The organism is Anaplasma phagocytophilum str. Webster, assembly GCF_000964685.1.
Lineage (GTDB): Bacteria > Pseudomonadota > Alphaproteobacteria > Rickettsiales > Anaplasmataceae > Anaplasma > Anaplasma phagocytophilum.
In genome coordinates this window covers 808,804-830,333 of record NZ_LANS01000001.1, presented here as the reverse complement: position 1 = coordinate 830,333, position 21,530 = coordinate 808,804, and the positions used below count along the sequence as shown (strand labels likewise).

The 21,530-nt window shown below is 42.7% G+C and carries 21 protein-coding genes; 10 read left to right on the top strand and 11 right to left on the bottom strand.

Annotated features, from left to right (window positions below; genetic code table 11):
- Nucleotides 1-19: 19 nt before the first annotated feature.
- Complete coding sequence (gene ctaD / locus APHWEB_RS03520) at nucleotides 20-1,576, top strand: cytochrome c oxidase subunit I (RefSeq protein WP_011451144.1); 1,557 nt, start codon at nucleotides 20-22, stop codon at nucleotides 1,574-1,576.
- A 21-nt stretch (nucleotides 1,577-1,597) separates the two neighbouring features.
- A complete protein-coding gene (locus tag APHWEB_RS03515; protein WP_044104124.1) occupies nucleotides 1,598-2,479 on the top strand; it encodes a heme o synthase in 882 nt (293 codons plus the stop codon).
- A gap of 39 nt (nucleotides 2,480-2,518) precedes the next feature.
- On the opposite strand, the gene APHWEB_RS03510 is transcribed toward APHWEB_RS03515, so the two are convergent.
- Complete coding sequence (locus tag APHWEB_RS03510; protein ID WP_155373605.1) at nucleotides 2,519-3,244, bottom strand: outer membrane protein assembly factor BamD; 726 nt, start codon at nucleotides 3,242-3,244, stop codon at nucleotides 2,519-2,521.
- A 149-nt stretch (nucleotides 3,245-3,393) separates the two neighbouring features.
- Between APHWEB_RS03510 and purD the strand changes: the two genes are divergently transcribed.
- From purD to APHWEB_RS06350, 6 genes are all read left to right on the top strand, one after another.
- Nucleotides 3,394-4,650, top strand: a complete 1,257-nt coding sequence (gene purD, locus APHWEB_RS03505; RefSeq protein ID WP_011451147.1) for a phosphoribosylamine--glycine ligase — start codon at nucleotides 3,394-3,396, stop codon at nucleotides 4,648-4,650.
- A gap of 239 nt (nucleotides 4,651-4,889) precedes the next feature.
- Nucleotides 4,890-5,264, top strand: a complete 375-nt coding sequence (yajC, locus tag APHWEB_RS03500; protein ID WP_011451149.1) for a preprotein translocase subunit YajC — start codon at nucleotides 4,890-4,892, stop codon at nucleotides 5,262-5,264.
- A 51-nt stretch (nucleotides 5,265-5,315) separates the two neighbouring features.
- Nucleotides 5,316-5,474 (top strand): hypothetical protein, encoded by a 159-nt coding sequence (locus APHWEB_RS06360; RefSeq protein WP_155237146.1) that lies wholly within the window; start codon nucleotides 5,316-5,318, stop codon nucleotides 5,472-5,474.
- A gap of 22 nt (nucleotides 5,475-5,496) precedes the next feature.
- Nucleotides 5,497-5,649 (top strand): hypothetical protein, encoded by a 153-nt coding sequence (locus APHWEB_RS06355; RefSeq protein ID WP_020849057.1) that lies wholly within the window; start codon nucleotides 5,497-5,499, stop codon nucleotides 5,647-5,649.
- Between the two features lie 786 nt (nucleotides 5,650-6,435).
- Nucleotides 6,436-7,245: an ATP-binding protein gene (locus APHWEB_RS03495; RefSeq protein WP_011451125.1), complete on the top strand. Its 810-nt coding sequence runs from the start codon at nucleotides 6,436-6,438 to the stop codon at nucleotides 7,243-7,245.
- A gap of 296 nt (nucleotides 7,246-7,541) precedes the next feature.
- Complete coding sequence (locus tag APHWEB_RS06350; protein WP_020849059.1) at nucleotides 7,542-7,757, top strand: hypothetical protein; 216 nt, start codon at nucleotides 7,542-7,544, stop codon at nucleotides 7,755-7,757.
- Here APHWEB_RS06350 and APHWEB_RS03485 read toward each other — a convergent pair.
- From APHWEB_RS03485 to rplM, 9 genes are all read right to left on the bottom strand, one after another.
- Entirely contained in the window at nucleotides 7,726-8,040 is a 315-nt protein-coding gene (locus APHWEB_RS03485) for a DHHA1 domain-containing protein (protein WP_020849076.1), read from the bottom strand. The two genes, APHWEB_RS06350 and APHWEB_RS03485, sit on opposite strands and share 32 nt — an antisense overlap.
- 237 nt (nucleotides 8,041-8,277) lie before the next feature.
- The gene (gene dnaN, locus APHWEB_RS03480; protein ID WP_011451152.1) at nucleotides 8,278-9,405 is read right to left on the bottom strand and encodes a DNA polymerase III subunit beta; all 1,128 of its coding nucleotides are present in this window, start codon (nucleotides 9,403-9,405) and stop codon (nucleotides 8,278-8,280) included.
- A 113-nt stretch (nucleotides 9,406-9,518) separates the two neighbouring features.
- The gene (locus APHWEB_RS03475) at nucleotides 9,519-10,133 is read right to left on the bottom strand and encodes a ribonuclease D (protein ID WP_011451153.1); all 615 of its coding nucleotides are present in this window, start codon (nucleotides 10,131-10,133) and stop codon (nucleotides 9,519-9,521) included.
- Between the two features lie 67 nt (nucleotides 10,134-10,200).
- Entirely contained in the window at nucleotides 10,201-11,031 is an 831-nt protein-coding gene (locus APHWEB_RS03470) for a response regulator transcription factor (RefSeq protein WP_011451154.1), read from the bottom strand.
- A 303-nt stretch (nucleotides 11,032-11,334) separates the two neighbouring features.
- Nucleotides 11,335-11,973 carry an ECH_1013 family putative transcriptional regulator gene (locus tag APHWEB_RS03465; RefSeq protein ID WP_011451155.1) on the bottom strand — a complete coding sequence of 213 codons (639 nt, stop codon included), beginning with the start codon at nucleotides 11,971-11,973 and terminating at the stop codon, nucleotides 11,335-11,337.
- Between the two features lie 592 nt (nucleotides 11,974-12,565).
- Complete coding sequence (gene ppa / locus APHWEB_RS03460) at nucleotides 12,566-13,102, bottom strand: inorganic diphosphatase (RefSeq protein ID WP_011451156.1); 537 nt, start codon at nucleotides 13,100-13,102, stop codon at nucleotides 12,566-12,568.
- Between the two features lie 984 nt (nucleotides 13,103-14,086).
- Nucleotides 14,087-14,434 (bottom strand): hypothetical protein, encoded by a 348-nt coding sequence (locus APHWEB_RS03450; RefSeq protein WP_133121390.1) that lies wholly within the window; start codon nucleotides 14,432-14,434, stop codon nucleotides 14,087-14,089.
- A gap of 1,591 nt (nucleotides 14,435-16,025) precedes the next feature.
- The gene (rpsI, locus tag APHWEB_RS03440) at nucleotides 16,026-16,475 is read right to left on the bottom strand and encodes a 30S ribosomal protein S9 (protein ID WP_011451162.1); all 450 of its coding nucleotides are present in this window, start codon (nucleotides 16,473-16,475) and stop codon (nucleotides 16,026-16,028) included.
- Nucleotides 16,462-16,938, bottom strand: coding sequence for a 50S ribosomal protein L13 (gene rplM, locus APHWEB_RS03435; RefSeq protein WP_020849427.1), 477 nt, complete (start codon nucleotides 16,936-16,938; stop codon nucleotides 16,462-16,464). The genes rpsI and rplM overlap by 14 nt, the downstream gene beginning before the upstream one ends.
- A gap of 244 nt (nucleotides 16,939-17,182) precedes the next feature.
- On the opposite strand from rplM, the gene APHWEB_RS03430 reads away from it, so the two are divergent.
- Both APHWEB_RS03430 and APHWEB_RS03425 read left to right on the top strand, forming a co-directional pair.
- Complete coding sequence (locus APHWEB_RS03430; protein ID WP_021799100.1) at nucleotides 17,183-18,403, top strand: TolC family protein; 1,221 nt, start codon at nucleotides 17,183-17,185, stop codon at nucleotides 18,401-18,403.
- A 298-nt stretch (nucleotides 18,404-18,701) separates the two neighbouring features.
- Nucleotides 18,702-19,322: a hypothetical protein gene (locus APHWEB_RS03425; RefSeq protein ID WP_045895550.1), complete on the top strand. Its 621-nt coding sequence runs from the start codon at nucleotides 18,702-18,704 to the stop codon at nucleotides 19,320-19,322.
- 1,118 nt (nucleotides 19,323-20,440) lie between these two features.
- On the opposite strand, the gene APHWEB_RS03415 is transcribed toward APHWEB_RS03425, so the two are convergent.
- Complete coding sequence (locus tag APHWEB_RS03415) at nucleotides 20,441-21,481, bottom strand: Mrp/NBP35 family ATP-binding protein (RefSeq protein ID WP_230474284.1); 1,041 nt, start codon at nucleotides 21,479-21,481, stop codon at nucleotides 20,441-20,443.
- Between the last annotated feature and the right edge of the window lie 49 nt (nucleotides 21,482-21,530).

Sequence of the window (21,530 nt, the reverse complement as noted above, 5' to 3'; positions counted from 1 at the left end):
AGTGTGAATGGGGAGCATTATGGATGTAGAGCATGTGCCTAAGGGTTGGAGACGTTGGTTATTCTCGACAAACCACAAGGATATAGGTTCGATGTACATAATTTTTTCTATCATCGGGGGAGTTGTCGGGGGGCTTTTATCTTTGATTCTGCGGGCTCAGTTGGCGCATATTGATGTGTTAAATGGTAACTATCAGCTATATAATGTGATGGTGACGGGGCATGCGTTAATCATGGTGTTCTTTATGATAATGCCAGCTCTGACTGGGGGGTTTGGTAACTGGTTTGTGCCTCTCCTAATAGGGGCTCCGGATATGGCGTTTCCGCGGCTTAATAACCTAAGTTTTTGGATGCTGGTTTCGTCACTTGCGTTATTAATATGCTCTGTGTTTATAGGTGATGGGCCGGGTACAGGGTGGACTCTTTATCCTCCTCTTTCATATCTTGGGTCACATCCTGATGCTGCTGTAGATATGGCAATACTTGCGTTGCATGTTGCTGGAATTTCTTCAATAGTTGGATCAATAAATTTTATTGTTACTATTTTTAATATGCGTGCACACGGCATGACTTTAATGAAAATGCCGTTGTTTGTGTGGACGATTTTGTTAACTTCCTTCATGTTAATAGTTTCTCTTCCGGTGCTGGCTGGTGCTATAACGATGCTTTTAACGGATCGTAATTTTGGTACTGGCTTTTTTAATCCTGCTGGTGGCGGTGATCCCATATTGTTTCAGCATTTGTTCTGGTTTTTTGGGCATCCGGAGGTTTATGTCATTATCTTCCCTGCTTTTGGTATAGTTAGTCAGATAGTATCAACTTTTTCGCATAAGGCTGTGTTTGGCTACTTAGGCATGGTTTTTGCGCTTGTTGGTATAGCTACTGTAGGATTGGTTGTCTGGGCGCATCACATGTTCACGACTGGAATAAGTGCGGAGTTAGTAACTTACTACAGCGTGACTACAATGCTGATCGGTGTGCTTACTGGCGTAAAGGTGTTTAGTTGGATTGCTACAATGTGGGGTGGAAAGATAGAATTTAAGACTCCTATGCTTTTCGCGATAGGGTTCATTTTTGTTTTCACTGTGGGAGGCTTGACTGGCATTATAGTATCGCATGGTGGCATAGATAGGGTTTTGCATGACACATATTATGTGGTTGCGCATTTTCACTACGTGATGTCTATAGCAGCGCTGTTCGCTGCTTATGCAGGGTTCTACTATTGGATAGGGAAGATTTCTGGTAGACAGTATCCTGAATCTATGGGGAAGATACATTTTTGGTTCACTTTTCTTGCGACAAACATAACGTTCTTTCCGCAGCACTTTTTGGGGCTTGCTGGAATGCCGAGGAGAATACCTGACTATCCTGATGCTTTCATTCCATGGAATTATATATCCTCTGTGGGGGCATTGTTGTCTTTCATATCTGTTATATTTTTTATAGCTATAGTGATATACACTCTGAGGAAGGGGGAAAAGGCTCCTGCTAATCCGTGGGGTGGTGATACTTTAGAGTGGACGTTGCCGTCGCCTGCTCCGTTTCACACCTTCGAAGAAATACCTCATGTGGACTAGTGTAGATTTCTATTGGTGCTCATGATGGGTGTTCCACAACACTTTGCTCTTTCTACAGCGAGAGACTATTGGCAGCTTTTAAAGCCTAGAATCATGTACTTGGTAGTTTTCACGGCTTCTACTGGTATGATCATGGCTCCCGGAACAATACATCCGCTTATCGGTCTTGTGTCAGCCTTGTGTATTGCTATGGGGTCGGGTGCTGCTGGAGCGTTGAATATGTGGTTCGATAGTGATATCGATGCCGTAATGTCTAGGACTAAAACGCGTCCTATTCCTTCTGGAAGAATATCGCGTGCGCAGGCGTTGGAGTGTGGTCTAGCTTTATCGCTTCTCTCAGTGTTCATAATGTCGCTCACGGTGAACTACGTGTCTGCAATACTGTTAGCTTGTAGTATTGCCTTCTATGCTGTTGTATATACTATGGTGCTTAAGAGGAGAACACCGCAAAACATAGTAATTGGTGGAATAGCTGGGGCGTTTCCCCCTGTTATTGGGTGGACATCGGTAACAGGTATACCTTCGATAGAGAGTCTGCTACTATTCATGATAATATTTTTATGGACTCCTCCGCACTTCTGGGCACTCTCGTTACTCAACCGCGATGAGTACAAACTTGCTGGGATTCCAATGCTGTCGGTCTATAGCGTTCAATCGACGAAGAATCATATTATGGGCTACAGCCTACTTCTCTTTATTGTAGCTTTATTACCTGGTCTATATGTGGCAGAGACAGTGCTGTATGAAATCATTGCTACAAGTTTGGGAGCAGTATTTCTGACTCACGCGTACTGTTTATTAAAAGAAGTTGGTGAACCATCGCCAAAGGCTTGCATGGGGCTTTTTAGTTTTTCTATTTACTACTTATTCCTCATCTTCTCAGCAATTGCGCTGTGTTCTTAAAGTTCCCTTTGACTCACTTCTAGCTAGCGCCCAAATTAATTACGCTTCTGGGCCTGCCAACATGTTGGTGTACACACTCGCTGTATCCTTATCGCCTATAGCGCTATACGCCTCTGACAACCTGTACATACCTTCTTGAAAATATGCTGAATCAGGGTATTCCCTAACAAGTGTGGAAAATCTCTTTATAGCTGCTATATACTCTCCGCGCTTCATATAGAATCTTCCTGTCAGAAACTCCTTAGCTGCTACATGATTCCTGAGGTGACCCAGCTTCTCTTGCACAGGGGCAAGGTACTCAGATTCTGGAAACATCTTTACAAACTCTGCAGCGTATTCTAGGACTTCTTTCGCTATGGAATCATCAAGACCTAAATCGGGAACCAGCATGTATTTGGACGCGATCCTTATGTAGTATGCATAATCGATAACAGGACTATTGGGGTATATGCCGATATACCCTTCGACAAGGGTTGCAGCTTCACGATAATTTCCTAGTTCATAATTCGCCTCTGCGGACATCAAACTCCCATCTATTGCTACCTGAGAGAATGGATATAGGGCTTCTATTTTATTTAATATCGCTATGGCATCCTTGTACTTCTTCTTCTCGAATAGGACTGACGCTCGGTCATAAAGGCCGTGCACGCCACCTTCGTCTATAGCTTCATCAGCATGAACACTTCCCGAAAATACTGCAAGGACAGTGAAAAGTACAAAGAAAACTCCACGAAGACTCATTAGTAGCACCAGAAAAAACCCCACGCTCGCGCGATTTAATCACAAAGACCATAACGGGGCAAGCCTTAATATACTGATCGAAGCTACAATGTCTAAACTCGTTGACAAGTATGGCATTTATGATAGCGTACGCTGTGATGTTGCTTTAGTAGTAGTCTCTTTTTGGAGGCATTATGAATGTTCTTGTTATAGGCTCTGGTGGAAGAGAGCATGCTTTACTGAGTTGTCTTAGTCGTTCACCGATGTTGGAGCGTCTGTTCGTTGCACCTGGTCGTGAAGCAATGTCAGATCTGGCTACCTTGGTAGACGTAAATGTTGACAATTTTGTAGAAGTAGTACAGCTGTGCAAGCAGGAAAAGATAGATTTGATCGTTGTGGGTCCGGAACAGCCACTAATAAATGGCTTGGCCGATGCTCTAAGCGACGAGGGAATCTTCGTTTTTGGCCCTTCCAAAGCTGCGTCTAGGTTAGAAGCCTCAAAAGGGTTTACGAAGGAGCTTTGTTCTAGATATCACATACCAACGGCACGGTATGGCTATTTTATGGATATAAATGCTGCAAAACAGTATGTAAAACGTAGCAAGCTTCCTTTAGTGGTGAAGGCGGATGGCCCTGCAAAAGGGAAAGGCGTGGTTGTATGCCGGACCCATGATGAAGCATATGATGCATTGGAATCTATGCTTGTACATGGCAAATTTGGCAAAGCTGGTGATGCTGTGGTAATTGAGGAATTTTTGGAGGGAAAAGAGCTCAGTTTCCTAACTCTTATAGATGGCACGAATCCGGTTGTTCTCGGCGCTGTGCAGGACTATAAGACGCTGTACGATGGAAATAAAGGTCCGAATACTGGGGGCATGGGTTCTTACTCATCACCAAACATAATGACGCCTGAGATGGAGCATCTGATTGTACAGAAGATTGTATATCCTACGATAAAGGCGATGTACAACATGGGAATTCGGTATAGGGGTCTCTTATTTGCCGGCATCATGATTAGAAAAAATGAGCCGTATCTTCTAGAGTATAATGTTCGGTTTGGCGATCCTGAGACGCAAGCGATCCTGCCTAGGCTGGATTCAGATTTGTTGAGACTTATGTCGCTTACCGCTAAAGGCAGGTTGGGTAGTGAGGTTGTGGAATTGAATCGGAAGTCTGTTGTTTGTGTTGTAGCTGCTAGTAAGGGCTATCCTGATAAATGCGAGACTGGTTCTGTTATAAATGGCCTAGATGCGGTCGCAAAGTGTCCTAATGTGCAAGTTTTTCACGCAGGAACAAAGCGCGTTGGCAATGCTTGGGTTGCAGATGGGGGAAGAGTTTTAAATGTAGTTGCTTCTGCCGATGATCTTGATGCAGCAAAACACCAGGTTTATGCAGCGCTTGATTTGCTGGATTGGCCTGGTGGTATGTATCGGTATGACATAGGCTCCTGACTTGGAGGAATAGGAGGGATAGTTGAAGCGCGGTAGCTAGGCAAACGAAGTTGTTGTTTACTGGCAGTACCTCTGTACAAAGTGGTAATTTGGGGGGTTGTGTTTTTCTGGTGTCATTTTTGTGCATTACATAGGTAGCGATTCCTCAAATAGTGTGGAAGATGTGTTGGCTCGCGCTTTTCTTGACAGTAGTCTTGAGCTTTGATAGAGTGCGATCTTGATAATACGTGGTGAGATCAATGCTTTCGTTTACTGATGTTTATGCGGCGGATCCTTCTACTGCTGCGGCACCTGCGGCTGGAATCGGGGCTTCTATTGCTGGTTTTATTCCACTAGTTCTAATATTCGGTGTTTTTTACTTTCTGGTGATTCGTCCTCAACAAAAGAAACTCAAGGAGCACAACAAGCTTTTGGAAAGCTTAAAAAGGGGTGATAAGGTTGTTGCTGCTGGTGGTTTATATGGGACTATTACAAAGGTAGATTCTAATAATCCATCTGTGCTGCACATCGAAATTTCAAATGGCGTAGAAATTAAGATATTGAGGTCATCTGTTTCGGAAGTTTTAAATAAGGAAAGCGCTAATACTACTCGGCCAAAGCCTGCTAATAGCTAGTTCTCAGTTTTACAAGAGTTATGAATAGCTGACGGCGTTCTCTGCAGTGCGGTGATAGGCGGTTTTTTTCATGAATGGTGTTATTCTACCGTTGTCATGGCGGGAGGTGATAGTGGTATCGGGGGGCGTCGTGTTAGATGCCTTACGGCGGATGTAGTGTGTAGTTTGACTTCGAAGTTATACTCAAAAGGTGAGCTTTACTGGTGTTGAGATCTAGGTCTTAAGGTGTGGAATGGTCTACTACATTAGGAGCGTTTATGGAACCGGACGGAGTAATGCTGGGGTTGTCATGCTGAATCTAAGTGCTAAAGGAAAAGGGGTTAATACGTCTCGTGCTGCAGTGCTGGGCTGTGATTGGCGGGCAGGTTCTTTTATTAGCGCGTGATTGGGATGCGTGATTATATGTTATGCTGCTGATCTGGTATGAGGAGTGATGTAATAAGAGGTTAGTGTGTCTTGTGCTGTAGGAATGTTTGAAGTCTCGAGAGACTTCGGTGAGGCTATAGCGCTTTGCAAAGCGATTGATTTACAGCTTATTGTCTGAGGCTGAAGTACCATACTGAGGCTGCTGAGCTTCAGTAAGGAAGTATGCATCATAGAAAATAACCGATTTTTGTTAGTTTGGGATCTTTGCTGTATCTGTATATCGCTACGCTATATGCTTGATGATAGTGTGTTTTATATAGTGCGGAGTTGTGCTTATATAGGTATACATAACTTGAAAGACGCTCTGATATATGTTTTATACTCAGTGTAACCCTTGTGGCTGAGCTGGTTTTCTAGCTCTCTGCTTTGTTCATTTTTTCTCGCAGTTCTTCCATCTACTTTTTCTTGTTCATTGTCACTCTGAACTTTTATTTTCTTTAAACTCTAGTCCTATGTAAAGGTGCGCAAGGTAGTTTTAGTTACCTATCCATCATAGCATAGATTTTAGTGAAATGTGCATCCAGATTGAGCTTTGCATTTGAGTCTTTTGCACTGCAATACATCTTTAGTACGATTGATATAGGACATGATCAAGTGGCGTCTGTGAGGATAATTAATTATATGTGTGCACTTTAGGTCTGGAGAAAAGGGCTTGGGCTTAGAATAGCGTTTAACTAACTGTATAAATTTCTGACTCACTGCGTAGCGATCTTTACATACTTTTCACTGGAAGATATGGGTATTCATGGGAGGTAGTGGCATAGATGGGCTTGCTGGTATAAGGGAGCGCTCTGTGATTGGGGATGTGACAATTATTAGACCTTTGCTAGATTTTACACGTCGGGAAATACAAGAATATGCTATTCAACATCAGCAACCATGGATTGAAGACCCTAGCAATAGTGACCCAAAATACAGACGAACTTTTTACCGGAACTTTATAAATAACTGCAAGCATCCGGAGATACTGATAAGCAGGCTAAGCAGCACAGCTCTGCATATGCAGCGGTCCTTAAGCTGTATCTTACACTATGTACAGAATGCTTTGGACAGCTGTTTGGAATTTACTCCCTTCGGATACGTAGTAATCAAGCACGATGTTTTTCGTAATTTGCAGGATGAGATCGCCAGCAGGTTGTTTCTGCTTCTCATCATGACTATTGGCAACAAACCTTTGAAGCCCAGGTTTTCTAAGTTCTCTTCTGCACTCTCTAAGGTACGTTCTACTGCTGGTTTTGCTTCTTTTACCTTGCATGGCTGTATGATACTCAAGACGTGTGATAGTAACATTATTGTTGCTAGGGAAGTATCCAGTATAGTCCCTAAAACTTATTTGCACGGTGAGACACGTCTACTGTGGGACTCTAGATTTGAGTTACATATTGAATTCTCAGATTGCTTTGACACGTCTTTACCTTCTACCTCTGAGATGTCGGAAAAACAGGAATCCACGTGTGGTAGTGTAACAGAACGCAAGGCTGCTTCTGCGATGCAGGTATCCATCAGCCCGCTAGATTCTAATCCTATACCGGAGCATTTGCGGGGTTATGCATAACACTAATTTCAGTAATAACTTCATAGTAAACAAACCCTATAAAATCTCTGACATACATTCGAGATTCTACTCTCTTCACAAGCTTTCACCTATTCTTTTAACTAAGGCTCACCCATAGGAAGGAACTATACGTAGACTATTCTGTACTAAATGGATGGGAAAGCACTAAGTTTCTTGATGACTCTGTGTGTTTGCTAAAAGCTTTCTCTCACTCTTTCCGCGGGTGTTATGTGTGCAAAAGCTGTTTCCTATGCAACGAAAAAGCATATCACAGCGGTTAATCATTGAGAATTATCATGCTTCAGGGCGCGGATGAGAATCAAAAATTGTATTTTCTTGTTCTTTCGGATGGCCACTGTCAGCTTATGTTAGCTCATGATATTGGTAACTACAGTAAATTGGGGGATGCAATCGATGATTCACTAGATGAAGCGTTTGATAAAGAATGCCTGGGTCAGGGTATCCGAGTGGTCTGGATACCTATGCTCCGCTATTTTGAATTGCGTCAATGACAGTTTGCCTTATGATCTCAGCTGCTTTTGCAGAATATTCGCTTGGTAGACTTGCTCTAGCTATACTGGCATTTCCTCCCCCTTTGCCTTGGATTTGCTGTAATGCTTTTACTATGTCTGTTGCTTTTATCCTTTTGATTGCAGACTCCCCTACCCCTACTATAAACGTTGTTCTCTTCCCATCTGTCGTTGAGATCGCTACTTCTTTTGACTTGACAAGCTCGGAATCATTGCAAAAGTTACAAAAAATCACTTGGGGAATAATAAAACGCTCCTTCTCCATTTAGTGAGAATTTTACTTGAACCGATACAAAAACTTCAAAAGCAACTTGTACTGCTCAACTATCCGAACATAAAACTGACGCAAGTGAATCCTCACACACTACTCATCAACCACATGTAACTTGAAAATAACCACTAAAGATAAGAGCATACTTAAGAGAGACTGTAGTCTCATAAGCACACAACTCTTCTCTTTGAGAAGAACTTAGGAAAATTAAACGTGACGATCTCTGAACACCTATATTCTCATAGGCATAACGATGTGCATACCATATTCGCCATCCTTAACCAGTACCGCCGCACTACCGTCGCTAAATACTATTTCGCACACACCCTTGATGCTTCCCAATACCTCCATTAGGTATCTAGCATTTAATCCTATTACAACTTCATCTCCTTCATAGTCTACAGACAACTCTTCGCTTGCATCTCCCTGATCTGACGACGCTGAACTTAATACCAACTTACCCTCTGTAAACGAGAGCTTGATTGCCTTTACCTTGTCGAATACTACTACTGATACACGGTCTACTGCACTCTGCAATACGCTCGCGTCAATTGATACACTATTACCGCATTCCGTTGGGATAATGGCTGCGTAGTCTGGAAACGTACCGTCCAACACCTTGGACACCATAAAGTAGCCCTTATACCTAAAGCATATTTTCCTATTAGATATTCCTACAGAGACCATTTGCGCCGCATCGCCTCCACCATGGCCAATGATCTTCAAAACCTCATTCACGGTCTTACGAGGGATTATAACCGCAATACCAGAATGCAAACCCTCAGGCTTACTTATCTTCGCCAGCGATAAACGATGACCATCTGTTGCCACACAACATAGCATTTCGTCATCAACATGGAAATACACACCCCGGAGATTATACCTACTTTCCTCAACAGACATGGAAAACTTGGTCTTATTCAAAAGCTCCGCAAGACTAGTCGCAGGTATATCAAACCCGCAATCAAGGGAACTACCCTCAATGTCAGGAAACTTCTCCGGAGATATAACGTGAAGATAGAATCTCGCATTTCCACACGCCACTAGCAGCTTGCCATCATTAAGTTTGAACCTAACGTCCGCTTCACCAGAAAGCTTTCTAACTATATCGTACAGCAGCTGCGCAGACGCTACAGCCACACCTCCCGTAGCAACATTGGCCTGTACACACGCTTCTATTGATATGTCTAAATCTGTAGAAGTAAACTCAATAACTGAGCCCTTAGCTTCTATCCTAACACAGGACAGAACAGCAATACTGTTACGCCGCTCGATAACACTGCTAACATAATTCAGCGCTTGTAGCAGATCTTCTCGACTGATACTGAAATCAAGCCCTCTACTTATCTCACCGCTCATAAGCCCCTAAGACTACTTCCCAAAGTTGCGCATTCTAAACATAATCCAGAATAATGTCAATACGACAAGCACAACAGAAGGCGTAATACACCCACTGATACCACCGAACAGCCCTATGTCTGATGACTGAATATATCTACACCATCCCAGCCTAACAGATCCAATTCCGCACGAACAGGAACAAATTTAAAACACGCTTCTGCCAACTCCTGCTTCTCCTCACGCTCTAGCATCATGTCCAACTTCTTTTTGATCGCATGTAAGTAAATGACATCTGCCGCTGCGTAACTCAGTTGCTCTGCGGTCAAAACCTCCCTGCCCCAATCAGATGACTGCTGAGCCTTATTAATTTTGACCCCAAGAAGCTCATAGCATAAATCCTTAAGACCGTGATGGTTGGTATAAGTCCTAACTAACCTCGACGCTATCTTGGTGCAGTAACAAGGCGTTGCCCACATCCCAAAACCATGCCTAATCGCAGCAACGTCAAACCTCGCAAAGTGAAAAATCTTCAGAACACCGGGATCCGATATCACTTTCCTGAGATTAGGAGCACTATAATCACCATCAAACTTTACAAGATGCGCATCGCCGTTACCCGCTGATAGCTGCACTAAACATACCCTATCCCGCCGACAAACCAAACCCATGGTTTCCGTATCTACAGCAACCATATCGCCTAGATCCACGTCATGTGGCAAATCATTGCGATGCACGAATACAGCCATGCAAAACCCCGTTCCTACCTACAGGGCTCAACTCTATCACACACCCTGAAAAAAACAATCCACAAAACTAGGCTTCTTCCGCATAATCCCGATTTTGCTCTGCAGACCATTCATACCCAGAAGCCTTGCTCGCACTATCTTCCTCAGTAGAACCGGCTACAGCACACCTCTTGTCAGTGGCCCCAGAAGCATCATCCTCTCCATCATCACAAGGATGCTCCTTCAGCACATAGCCCCTGCCCCATACCGTCTCAATGTAATTTTTCCCGTTATTGGCGACCTTAAGCTTCTTGCGCAGCTTACACATGAACACATCTATGATCTTATCATCAGATGGCTCATCCAACTCCCTATATAAATGAGATAAAAACATCTCCTTCGTGAGTACAGTGCCCAACCTAGACGACAAAAGCTCTATCATACCGTATTCTTTCTTAGTTAAGTGTATGATGTTCCCGTTGCATGAAACACACTTGTGATCCAAGTTTATTGATATATTTCCGACACGCACTATCGATTCAGGATGTCCACGAGTACGTCTTACAACAGCCTTGATTCTTGCAAGTAACTCACTCTTATGAAAAGGCTTAGTAATGTAATCATCAGCACCATAATAAAGTCCCTTAACCTTATGAGCTACCGACGAAATACATGACAATATTAGTACAGGTACTCTGATGCCTGATTCCCGAAGCTTCACTAATATATCATATCCATCAATCTTTCCAGGAAAGTGTATATCCAGTATAACAACGTCATAATCATCGTTCTTGGGAATTATACTACCATAGCAATCCTGAGCGGAAGCCATAGTCTCACAAAAATGCCCCTCTGCAGACAAAGAAGCCTCAACTGCTTTAGCACAGGCAACATCATCTTCTATTAACAGTATGCGCATACCTACACCTCAAAAACCAAACAAAACCCTGGCACACAACGACTCACAAACGTTCCTTCCACTACACCCTCGCTAGAAACTAACATGCATACCATCATTATTAGCAAGCATGATCTCACGAAATGTATAACATATTTCTCATATGTTGCACATACAACACAGTAAAACCCGTCATCCTCTACCCAAAGTCGCGTCCATTATAAGCATAACAACTAACTCAGCCAACCGACCACACAGGGGTAACAGAACACCTTGCACAGGCGTTAATACATTCTTAATAATATTATAACTACAAAAAACCCCCTACCGTAGCGCCCTTGCATACCATATAACACGTCCCAAAATCTCAATATCTTCAACTGCACACTCATACGATGAGTACTTCTTATTGTCGCAAACTACATGCAACACTATTTTGCTACTGTCCCTAATATACTCCAATCTACGAATCAATATGCCAATTGAATCCTTAATTGCAAACACCCCAGCAGGATGTGCAACTTTATCTGATATATCTACTAACACAATATCCTGCCCAAACAGGGTCGGAGACATACTATCTCCCTTAACATCATAGAAGCGTAAATGTTCTGTGTGAAACGGTAATTTCGTATTTGCAGGCACATAAAATTTTTCATATTTTATGCTGCCATCTACACCCTCATCTTCTAAGTAAGATATAGGACTAATACCCCCAGAAGCAACCTCACAAAGCCCATCATCACTGCCCACTAAATATGCTAAAGGAACCTGCAATACCTCAGCAATGGCCATAAGTTTCTTTGACGTGGGATTGCTAGACTTACCACTCAGAATATCATAGACGAATGACTTCCCAACAGAAGCTTTCTCAGCCAGCTCGCGAGCGTTTACGCCGATTTTATCCATCTGAGATCTGATTCTGCTGGCAACTATACTACTGCAACCACCGTGTTCTTCCATAAATTCGCCTTACAGTTAATATCAGTACAGCTTGTACAATTTTCAATACATAAACTCAAGCATTAATGTCCTAGTAGCTTGTCAACATTATGATCGCGCAATAGTTGCTTAATAAATTTATGGTAAAGCATAACAAAAATTCCCTTGTTACTACAAACAACTAGTGAGGATAGCGTTAATTTCGGATGTATAATACGCAGAAGAAGAAATATTCTCATACTACTGCCATTTTCAGCCGTATATAATTGCAGATTGTATGCGCCTGATTAACAGATATCTTAACTCTCTTTTAGAAATGTAACTAAACTGCTACTTAGAGAGGTGTGCTGTATACAAAAATGACATCTTTTATGAAAAGGGCTTGCTCAGGAGCATGTGCCATGCTCATCAACCAATACACGGCACAGTAAGATATGCTCCCTAAACACTCTCAATATCTTTATAAAATTAGAGTATCTTTCAACATGCTAGGCATGACAGTCACGATATGCGTGCACGTGGTTACATATCTTACATGATATGGCTACCGCCAGCTAACAGCAACATGATCTACCTAAATGTAATACGACACCACTGTTTCACTTATATAGCGCTAATTTTCCCCTTTCTTAGCCGCTATAATAGCAGAACGTATTAGCTCCTTCGCAGAAGCAGCGTCTTGCCAACACCCTACTGAAACAAATTTGTCTTTCTCCAATTTCTTATAAAAGGAAAAAAAGTGGGAAATAGAATCCAAAAACGAGCTAGGTAAATCAGAGTAATTAACAATATTCCCGTAATACTGGTCAACTTTTGTCGCCGGAACAGCCAATACCTTAGCATCTTCGCCTTTTTCGTCATTCATCATCAAGACACCAACCGGACGAACGCATATTACTGCACCTGGCATAACCGGAAACCTTGCCAGAACTAACACATCCACAGGATCTCCATCACCAGCAATTGTGTTGGGAATAAAACCGTAGTTACACGGATAGTACATCGCAGTCGGCAAAAACCTGTCAACCCACAGGGCACCGTTCTTCTCATCAAACTCATACTTAACAGGATGAGAATCCTGACTCACTTCAATAACAACATTTACCTCTTCAGGAGCATTACTCCCACTGCCTATATCATCTAAGTTCATACCTTTTCTCCTGCACATACCTTTAAAAAGTCACCCCGATTGCAGAGCACGGAAGGTAATACACACTCAGCATCTTATTTTACTACCTCTAAGAGCGTATGCACATTCCATGTTTGCAAACGTAAAACATCACAAACGTGATGCTATAATCATACTACCCTCTCAAAAATAAATACAGTGTATAGCTGCTCAATTGCTGAACTTAAATACTTCATAAGCTATAGATTCAAAAAATTACAAGATAACCTTGAGCAAATCTCTCCGCTGCCTTTAAAAAACACTCAAATGCATTTCGTGCTTATAGCCAGCAAAAAACCCTACTTCCCTTTTATCAAAGCGCATTTAGATGTTGCCCAACTTTCAGCATTATACAGACCGAGAGCTTGCATCCAAAATCAAGCATTACTACTATCAGTGCACTTACTGACCCTATATAAAGAAAATACGCTTAATACCTATAGACTGGAGAATATTAATCCAAGTATCAAGTTTGAAAATAGTGTGCTTCGATCCTGAGGTAGAAGTGTTGGAATCATAGCATCGCGCATAGCTCCATGTGATAGGCTAGAATTAGCAATTGAACATGAAAATTCGGTACATAAGTTAAAGCAAATTCTCATCAGAGAATCGCTTGGACAGTTAGCTGATACTTAATGTCCCCCTATTACATGCTAGACATTCAGTATGAGAATAAACTTGTAGACTGCTCATATGATAGGCAAACTGCCAATACATAAGGGCAACACATTGCTGCGATAAAAGCGTTGCTACCCACCATCCTGATATTCACCAGAAAACATGATTATAAGCATTGTGAATCTCCGCCTTCATCTTTGGCATATCCCCTTGGTAAGAATCGCAATCTCTTCTTTGTGCTTGTTCTGTATGCTATATACTCGCTGTAACACTACCGCCAGTCCCAAAAAAGTAACAAAAGTTGTGATTTGCAATAGATAGTACTTAAACACATATACCTCTTGCACTTCATATTCGCTCTAAGCGTATAATAAAGTTTCCTGTTTTTACATCAACTGGCGCAGCTTCTATCACCTTATATCCTTTTAGCGCATTACCTAGCTTCTTGGCTAAATTCCTTATCTTTCCTTCCTTTACTGAGACTCCTAACGCTATTGTAACCCCAAAATCTTCAGTCACACTCCAATCAAAGCTCGTAAACTCAAAGCCGTCCCTGGGCATTTTACTCAACACAGATAAATCTACCATCGGGTATCCATCTACACTCGATAACGATCTATAAAGATCCACTACGTCATACATCTCATGGATTCTCGCAAATTCCTGATCCCCACGTATACTCTCTAAGCGCTCCAAAAGCTTCATTTGCAGTAGTAACGGCAGCCTTACGCAAAGTTATTACAGTGCAAGATACTATGACTGCATATCAGGATCACAGAATAGGTGGCGCTGTAGCTGGTTTCAAGGCTTTCATGAGCGGCGCTATAGGAATACCAAGCACGAAATAACAGACATTCGGATGAACGTGGCTTTAGTAAGGAAAATAGTAACGTAACCAGCAAAGCTATTGCGGACTATATCAGAAATCTTACTAAAGTTTTTGTAGAAATTCTTGGCATTACTTCATGATACAGCGAAGTCATTAAGACACCTTCTGTTACACTTGTTGTGCTCTGATACAATCGCAAGTCCCAACCCATCAAACAAAGAAGCAGCGACATGCGCTTATATCAGCTCAAATGGCACTTCCACTGCTGCCAAAGATCAGCATAGCACCTCAAATTTATGTACCCCTAAGCTTAGCTATCACACCACCAATAATAACTCAGCTTCAACAACTTCTATTAAGTCCAACGCTCTCGACGCTTGCAATGTCCTCACATTAAAAGATACAGCGATAGATACCTACTCTATATCAGCTCTGATATTATTCTCGTTGCCATCTGGTAAACATACAGCTTCTGAATTTTCTGACCAACTCAAAGCCGACCTCAGCTACCATAGATCTAACGATAACCCCGTAGACAACTTCTATTAAGTCCAACGCTTGCAATGTCCCTACGTTAGAAGATACGGCAGTAGATACCTACTCTATATCGACTTCGATAGTATTCTCGTTGCTAATCTGGTAAGAATACAGCTCCTGAATTTTCTGACCAACTCATAACTAATCTCAATGCTACCACAGATCTAGCAATAACCACTCAAGCAATGAGGCGCTATATCATCTCGCGTCAGACAGCAAGGAACATATACATAGCCCCATGCTTGCGACAGTTGGTAATGCTCCGATATCAGAGTATACAGCGATAGATACCTACTCTATATCGACTTTGATAGTATTCTCGTTGCTTACCTTGTAAGAATACAGCTCCTTTTCTGACTAACTCAAGGCCGATCCTCGCGCTCAAAAGCTCTAGCAATAACCCCTCAAGCAATGCAGCACTATATCATACAGAACCAAACAGCAAGGAATATATACAAGGTAAGCACCTGGAACAGGCACTTTTTTGATTTAAAAGTTCCCAGTACTTATACTATGCAACGCAGAATCTCCAAACTTCAGCGCAACTGGCACTATATTTTTCGGGGTCAATTACATCTTTTCCGTGCATGTGCAATGCTCGCTTAAGTAGTCCAAAAGCACAAGAGCGGTTTTTCACTTGAAACGCACAAACATCGCAACCGGAACATACTGCCCCACTCGCTCTATGTACAAGACACATACCCGAATACACCCCTGCACACTACTGTAAAAGAATTTGCAACAGCGGATATGAAACTAATAGTAGCGACACGCAAGCATCCAACAGCACTTAGAAAGAGTCGCTACAAGACAGCAAGGAGAAGAGAAGACCCACCACTCTCGACAAGCCCCTCTATAATAATTTCCCCTATGCTTTTCTTAAAAGCAGGCAACAAGCCACACGGCTCGTACGCCACATTGCTATCTCTTAGAAAATTGACACTTCTTACGCGCCTTGTGCTGTCCGTATTTCTTACGCTCGACCACCCTGGAGTCCCTCGTAAGTAAACCAGCCTGCCTCAAGACCGGTTGGAGCGAAGGATTAATGTCCTTCAGCGCTTTACTGATGCCATGAGCAACAGCCCCTGCCTGCCCTGACTTACCGCCACCAAAGACAACAGCCCTAACATCATAACAACCCACAGAAGAAGCAACGTGAAACGGATTAAATACGCGCTTACAGAGAGCCTCCCTACCGAAATAGGCAGCACACTCCATGCCATTTACCGTAACTACACCACTGCCAACCTTAAGCCAAACCTTAGCCACGGCATTCTTCCTACTACCCGTACCGTAAGACCTACCGAGACTGTCTATCCTAGCTTTAACAGGTTTACTAGAACCAGCAGAAACTTCTTCACCTTCCAGCATTATTTCCCCTTCCATTCTTATTGTTCATAGCGCCAAAATCTAGAGCAACCGGCTTCTGCGCGTGATGCCCGTGCTCAGGCCCTGAATATACCTTCAGATTCTTAAAGCGCCTTCTCGCTAAAGGACCATCACCTAACATCCGCCACACCGCCATCTTGATGATTCTCTCAGCATATCCCGCACGCAGCATATCATTAGGAGTGCAGCTCTTGAGCCCCCCTGGATAGCCAGTATGCCTATAGTAAACCTTGTCCCTCATTTTGTTACGTGTGAACTTCACCGAGCTCGCATTCACCACCACCACATTATCACCACAATCCATGTGAGGAGTGTATTCAGGCTTGTGCTTGCCACGCAATATAGTAGCAATGTACGCCGCAAGCCTACCCACAACCATATCACTAGCGTCGATCAACACCCAACGCTTATCTATTTCACCAGCCTTTAGAGAGAAAGTTCTCATGCTCGATTCACCCAAAAAAAACGATACTCGCGTTAGCGGACTTTACTATCTTATGTAAACCTTGTCAATTTAAACTAGGCTACAAATGTGCAGAAAAGGTGGGAATTTACCCAAAAAATATAGCACAAGTTGCGCTGCAATTTGGAGATTCTACGGAGCATAGTATAAGTATTAAAACCTTGCATGGACGTTGATTTTACATACCATTAACGATTGGAAGTACACAGTTAATTGGCGGTTGCCTATGCGCAAAGCATTATTACTTTTCACACTCGTACTAATGAAAATATCATCGGGAGCTTATGGTACATCACTTGAGGAAGCACTGGATAAGACTCTCAACAATAACTTGGCTATCAAAGCCAATATGTACAAGACGAAGGCTAAAAAACGTGAGGTAGTTAATTCTGCAATAGCAAACATTCTACCACAAGTTTTATACGAACTTAAAATACAAAAACATGGCTCTCATCAATCAAGCTATTCCTTGATATCCCTTACCCAGCCGGTGTTCAACGGGACCGCAATATTTAGCATTGAAAAAGCAAAGCACCTATACGCCATCCAGGATATCACATTCTCTATGGAACAACAGAAAACTCTTCTAGGTACCATAAAAACATATATGAGTGCTTTATCAGCCTACGAAGTAGATAAACTGAATGAGCATAACCTAAAGGTGATGCAGGAGCATTTGCTGTCAGCCGAAAAACGCTTTTCTGTTGGTGAGATTACAAAAACTGAGCTAATGCAGGCAAAAGCAAAGCTGGCACAAGCAAAATCCGAAGCCATGAGCGCAAAAGGTAGACTGAGAGCTGTGGAGGCCAGTTATACTCACATGGTGGGGGAACAACCTATAGATCTACAATATCCTAAGCGCCCTCTACAAATCCCGCAATCTCTCGAAGAAGCTTTTGATATCGCTAAAAGCAATAATCTATATCTACGATTGTCTAGCAACCTCTACCAAGTCTCAAAACGTGATGTGGAAATTGCTATTGCTAAAAAGGTTTTGCCCTCTTTGCATGTAACAGCTACTGAAACATTTCCAGGTAACGATGTAGGACGTACAATTCACCGGCTAGAGTTCACGTTGCGTCTGCCCATTTTCGAGCATGGTGTTGGGTTGATAGATATAGACCGCACTAATCAGGAGCGTCAACACAATCTCTTCTCTATGCATGAAGCAGTCAAAAAGATGGAAGCATCTATTATAAGCGCTTGGGAAGATCTGATAACATCAAGGTTTGTACTCCAATCTGCAAGCGAAACTGTAAAGTACACAGAAGTTGCTTTAGAAGCCATAACACAAGAAGCAAACTTAAACTTAAAGACTACCTTGGATGTATTGGATATTGAGCAGGAACTTCTGAAAGCAAAAGTAAACCTAGTTAATTCACAGAGCAATTTAATTATAAATCAGTACAATTTATTGGCTTTAATCGGACAGTTGAGCATTGATTAATTCTAAAGTGTTTATTCCGATAAGGATACTTGCATGCATTTTGATCCCAACAACAGTGCCTCAGCATATACTGCTATATACTTAATTTCGTATCCAGAAGGGGCTTAATTACATATAGGGTTGCATTGCGTTCACTAGACATAAGTCGCCACAGAGTGGTGTGGCGACTTCGTGACACAGAATTCCAGATGCCCGAAAATATCACATCTAGGTATATCACCACCCAATGGTTCCCCAATCTGCCACAACATAACACTCTGTATATCACCGTGTAATAGTGCCCTATAACTACGGGTCCGTGGTCTATCTTATACATGGCATCTCAACGCTACTACTCCTTAACTTTTCCCAAATTTTGAGTCCTGAGACGTACTGGAGACGTACTGGAGACGTACTGGAGACGTACTGGAGACGTACTGGAGACGTACTGGAGACGTACTGGAGACGTACTGGAGACGTACTGGAGACGTACTGGAGACGTACTGGAGACGTACTGGAGACGTACTGGAGACGTACTGGAGACGTACTGGAGACGTACTGGAGACGTACTGGAGACGTACTGGAGACGTACTGGAGACGTACTGGAGACGTACTGGAGACGTACTGGAGACGTACTGGAGACGTACTGGAGACGTACTGGAGACGTACTGGAGACGTACTGGAGACGTACTGGAGACGTACTGGAGACGTACTGGAGACGTACTGGAGACGTACTGGAGACGTACTGGAGACGTACTGGAGACGTACTGGAGACGTACTGGAGACGTACTGGAGACGTACTGGAGACGTACTGGAGACGTACTGGAGACGTACTGGAGACGTACTGGAGACGTACTGGAGACGTACTGGAGACGTACTGGAGACGTACTGGAGACGTACTGGAGACGTACTCATCGCAATAAACATGCACAACATATAAGCCCTATAAACGCAAGCTAATTTTGTGATATTTAGGCTCATATACCGCACATTTACACCTTACTCGAATCCTCGAGAATATGCATGCAGCGCCGACCCCATATTGTGTAGCGTATGCCTTGAATGTGCGCCAACAGCCGCGTATAGTCCCTTACCACAAAACTGCACTTCCACTACGCAACAAGACAGTGTCGGGCAAATTGCATCTAGAGAATAATTACAGCAAACGCATTGCATCACGTAAGCATGCATCATGCAGGTCAGTATTGCTGCACTAGCAAAACAATATCAGCATAAAATCTGTGCATAGCTCAAGACGCCACGTGAGATATCGGTGCCTAAGGTCACGGAAGGTACCCTAAGCAGGCATCTGATAACTCAACCATGCAGTAAAAGCATAGGCATTTTATAGAAGACATAAAACATGTTAAGACTAGCGTTCCACGAGCGTGGAATATTGGAACACCCATGATAGTGGGTAAAGCTACCAGCAAGTTAGGGCTAAAGCACGTGGTAATCACGTATGTGTATGGAGATGATCTACCAGACGTGGGGTACGCGCCGTTAAGCGTATTCAGGAAATTAAGAAAGCGTGACCCAAATGTGATCATAGAGTCCTAACGCCGGATTTTTCAGGGTAAGCCGGGCGCAATGGGCATTATAGCTCCCGCAAATTCCTGATGTTTATAACCACAACATGGAGACAGTTCCTAGGTTATATGCAAGCGTCCTAGAGCTAAGTATTTCAATTCTTTGCAATTGTTGCAGCAAGTAAAGGATAAGACTCAGGATATGTTCACAAGATCAGGATTAATTGTTGAGACTTAGTGAGCAGAAAGAGGAGCGTACCAAGTTATGGAGGATCTTAGGTGTACGGGAGTTGACTTTCTGTCTTGGGGCAGTACTTGCAAAGGACAATACTGATGTGAATCGGTACGTTACCCCTGAGTAGTTTGAACAGTAAAAACGTATGGCGCATACGAAGGGTTTTTCTATGGTAGCGTCTAGTCCATTAGCGCGATCTTCATATCATGGAGTCACTACAAACTTTGTAGAACTGGAGAGTATGTACTCCAAAAACAAAAGCGTTTTGATGTTAAGAATACTACTTCTGGAACGTCAGGAACTTACGCTTCTAATTATATTAGCGACAATCTTTTCGTATGCGTTGCAGAACTCATTATCTAATGGGCTTAAACGCTTGTTTACCGAAGGAAGGTGGATTTTGGGATGAATGCTAACCATACCCAACAATGTTGAATCAGCCCTCTCAGCTATTTCCTGTCCGCCTCCTTCACCAAAAAGGTGCGTTTTCTTACCTGTATCCACATCAAGAAAATAGCTCATATTTTCCACGATACCGAGCAACTTAACATCAAGGCTTTTGAGCATATCACATGTCTTCATGGCATGTATTACTGATAGTTCATGAGGCGTTGATACGACAACGGCACCCGTAATACTATACCCTTGCGTGAGACTAATATGTACATCCCCAGTACCTGGAGGAGTATCGATAATCATATAGTCTCTGGCAGCCCATCTTGTACCCATGATCAACTTATTTATTGCCTTTGTGAGCATCGGACCACGCCATACCAGGGCTTTATCTTGATCCTCTATGATGTTACCAATGGAAATGCTTTGCAGCCCGTGCATCTCTACCGGGATCATCATTCCGTCGTTGTCAACCTCAGCCAATACTCCAATTCCCAACAATCTAGGAATAGATGGCCCGTAAATATCTGCATCAACTAGAGCAATTTTATATCCTAGTGCTGACAACGTTAATGCCAGCTGCGCGGCCACAGTGGACTTACCTACCCCTCCCTTCCCTGAAGAAACAAGTAGCACATTTTTTATACCCTTGAGTTTGACCCTTTTTGGAACATTACTTTGCTGTTTTGCCATCACTAAAGCAACGGTAATGCTGGAAATGCCCGGTATTTTACTCTTTATTATGGTAGAGCAATTATCTTTGAACTGCTGTTCCCAGAGAGCACTCTTTGGTTCAGAAACATGTAATATTATTCCCAAATCGCTTTTATTGATAGTAACTGACAGTTTACCAATGTCTGCGACCTTTTTTCCGGTATCATGATCGGTAACATCCTGTAACACGCAGAGCACTTCCTGTTCAGTAACCATAATTTGTAACAATTTAAGGAATAACTCCTAATGTGTACCATAGTTATGGTAAAACATGTTT

Excerpts from the sequence above, each read along its gene's own strand:
- rpsI (WP_011451162.1), bottom strand. The coding sequence starts at position 16,475 with ATGCTGGAAGGTGAAGAAGTTTCTGCTGGTTCTAGTAAACCTGTTAAA.
- APHWEB_RS03485 (WP_020849076.1), bottom strand. The coding sequence starts at position 8,040 with ATGGAGAAGGAGCGTTTTATTATTCCCCAAGTGATTTTTTGTAACTTT.
- dnaN (WP_011451152.1), bottom strand. The coding sequence starts at position 9,405 with ATGAGCGGTGAGATAAGTAGAGGGCTTGATTTCAGTATCAGTCGAGAA.
- ppa (WP_011451156.1), bottom strand. The coding sequence starts at position 13,102 with ATGAACTTAGATGATATAGGCAGTGGGAGTAATGCTCCTGAAGAGGTA.
- APHWEB_RS06355 (WP_020849057.1), top strand. The coding sequence starts at position 5,497 with ATGGTCTACTACATTAGGAGCGTTTATGGAACCGGACGGAGTAATGCT.
- ctaD (WP_011451144.1), top strand. The coding sequence starts at position 20 with ATGGATGTAGAGCATGTGCCTAAGGGTTGGAGACGTTGGTTATTCTCG.
- APHWEB_RS06350 (WP_020849059.1), top strand. The coding sequence starts at position 7,542 with ATGCTTCAGGGCGCGGATGAGAATCAAAAATTGTATTTTCTTGTTCTT.
- yajC (WP_011451149.1), top strand. The coding sequence starts at position 4,890 with ATGCTTTCGTTTACTGATGTTTATGCGGCGGATCCTTCTACTGCTGCG.
- APHWEB_RS03475 (WP_011451153.1), bottom strand. The coding sequence starts at position 10,133 with ATGGCTGTATTCGTGCATCGCAATGATTTGCCACATGACGTGGATCTA.
- APHWEB_RS03465 (WP_011451155.1), bottom strand. The coding sequence starts at position 11,973 with ATGGAAGAACACGGTGGTTGCAGTAGTATAGTTGCCAGCAGAATCAGA.
- rplM (WP_020849427.1), bottom strand. The coding sequence starts at position 16,938 with ATGAGAACTTTCTCTCTAAAGGCTGGTGAAATAGATAAGCGTTGGGTG.
- APHWEB_RS03430 (WP_021799100.1), top strand. The coding sequence starts at position 17,183 with ATGCGCAAAGCATTATTACTTTTCACACTCGTACTAATGAAAATATCA.
- APHWEB_RS03470 (WP_011451154.1), bottom strand. The coding sequence starts at position 11,031 with ATGCGCATACTGTTAATAGAAGATGATGTTGCCTGTGCTAAAGCAGTT.
- APHWEB_RS03515 (WP_044104124.1), top strand. The coding sequence starts at position 1,598 with ATGATGGGTGTTCCACAACACTTTGCTCTTTCTACAGCGAGAGACTAT.
- purD (WP_011451147.1), top strand. The coding sequence starts at position 3,394 with ATGAATGTTCTTGTTATAGGCTCTGGTGGAAGAGAGCATGCTTTACTG.
- APHWEB_RS03495 (WP_011451125.1), top strand. The coding sequence starts at position 6,436 with ATGGGAGGTAGTGGCATAGATGGGCTTGCTGGTATAAGGGAGCGCTCT.